This window comes from Hoeflea marina, from assembly GCF_003182275.1.
GTDB classification, from domain to species: domain Bacteria; phylum Pseudomonadota; class Alphaproteobacteria; order Rhizobiales; family Rhizobiaceae; genus Hoeflea; species Hoeflea marina.
Genome location: NZ_QGTR01000019.1, coordinates 1 through 1,975 on the forward strand (window position 1 = coordinate 1; position 1,975 = coordinate 1,975).

The following is a 1,975-nucleotide window of genomic DNA, read 5'->3' on the forward strand; positions in this document are numbered from 1 at the left end:
GAGATTGCAGAGACCGCCGCTTCGTTGACGTCGGTGACGGCCAGCGTGAAGCTCTGCGTCGATGTCGAGCCATCCTCGGAGGTGGCCGTGACGACGATGTCGATCGAGGCTTCTGTCTCGTAATCGAAGCCTGCCCCCGCGGCGACGCGGACGGTGCCGTCGGCATCGATGGTGAAACGGGCATCGTCAACGGAGTAGCTGACGGTGTTGCCGGTCGCATCGGCATCGGCGGCGTGGGCCACGATGCCGACGGCCGTGCCTGCAGCAACATCCTCGGCCAGGCTGTCGGTTGCCCCGTCCGTATCCGTGACAGCCGAGACAGCGAATTCGTTCACATCGTTGAGCGCGATGGTGTAGCTGGCGACCGAGGTGGAGCCGTCAGTCGAGGTGGCGGTGACCTGGATGGCGTAGCCGGCAGCCGTCTCGCGGTCGAGCGGACCCGCCACGGTGACCTCGCCGGTGGCGGCATCGATGGCAAAGCGGCCGCCGGCATCGTCGGAGAGCGAATAGCTCACCGTCGCGGTGCCGTCCGTATCGCTGGCGAAGGCGATGATGCCCACCGACGAACCTATCACGGCATTCTCGTCGACGGCGTTGCTTGCGGCATCACTGTCGGAGATTGCAGAGACCGCCGCTTCGTTGACGTCGGTGACGGCCAGCGTGAAGCTCTGCGTCGATGTCGAGCCATCCTCGGAGGTGGCCGTGACGACCATGTCGATCGAGGCTTCTGTCTCGTGGTCAAAGGCAGCACCTGAGGCGACACGCACGGTGCCATCGGCATCGACGGTGAAACGGGCATCGTCAACGGAGTAGCTTATCCCATTGCCGGTGGCATCGGCATCGGCGGCGTGGGCCACGATGCCGACGGCCGTGCCTGATGCCGCATTCTCGGCCAGGCTGTCGATTGCCCCGTCCGTATCCGTGACAGCCGAGACAGCGAATTCGTTCACATCGTTGAGCGCGATGGTGTGGCCGGCAACCGAGGTGGAGCCGTCGCTGGAGGTGGCGGTGACCTCTATCTGGTAGCTGGCAGCCGTCTCGCGGTCGAGCGGACCCGCCACGGTGACCTCGCCGGTGGCGGCATCGATGGCAAAGCGTCCGCCGGCATCGTCGGAGAGCGAATAGCTCACCGTCGCGGTGCCGTCCGTATCGCTTGCAAAGGCGGTGATGCCGACCAAGGTGCCGATGGCGGCATTCTCGTCGACGGAATTGGCGGCGGCGTCACTGTCGGAGACAGCGGAGACCGGGGCCTCGTTGACGTCGCTGACGGCCAGCGTGAAGCTCTGCGTCGATGTCGAGCCATCCTCGGAGGTGGCCGTGACGACGATGTTGATCGAGGCTTCTGTCTCGTAATCGAAGCCTGCCCCCGCGGCGACGCGGACGGTGCCGTCGGCATCGATGGTGAAACGGGCGTCATCGACGGAGTAGCTCACCCCATTGCCGGTCGCATCGGCATCGGCGGCGTGGGCCACGATGCCGACGGCCGTGCCTGCAGCAGCATCCTCGGCCAGGCTGTCGATTGCCCCGTCCGTATCCGTTACCGCCGATATGTCGAACTCATCGAGATCGTTGAGCGCGATGGTGTAGCTGGCAACCGAGGTGGAGCCGTCGCTGGAGGTGGCCGTGACTTCGATCGTGTAGCTTGCGGCACTCTCGCGGTCGAGCGGACCCGCCACCGTGACCTCGCCGGTGGCGGCATCGATGGCAAAGCGTCCGCCGGCATCATCGGAGAGCGAATAGCTCACCGTCGCGGTGCCGTCCGTATCGGAGGCGAAGGCGGTAATGCCGACCGAGGTGCCGATGGCGGCATTCTCGTCGACGGAATTGGCGGCGGCGTCACTGTCGGAGACGGCGGAGACCGGGGCCTCGTTGACGTCGCTGACGGCCAGCGTGAAGGTCTGCGTCGATGTCGAGCCGTCCTGAGACGTTGCCGTGACGACGATGTCGATCGAGGCTTCCGTCTCGTAATCGAAGG

The 1,975-nt window shown here is 65.6% G+C and carries 1 protein-coding gene; it reads right to left on the reverse strand.

Translation table 11 applies throughout. The annotated features are described in order from the left end of the window. The coding region (locus DFR52_RS24115) for a cadherin repeat domain-containing protein (RefSeq protein WP_146215672.1) at positions 1 to 1,975 on the reverse strand (1,975 nt) is incomplete at both ends.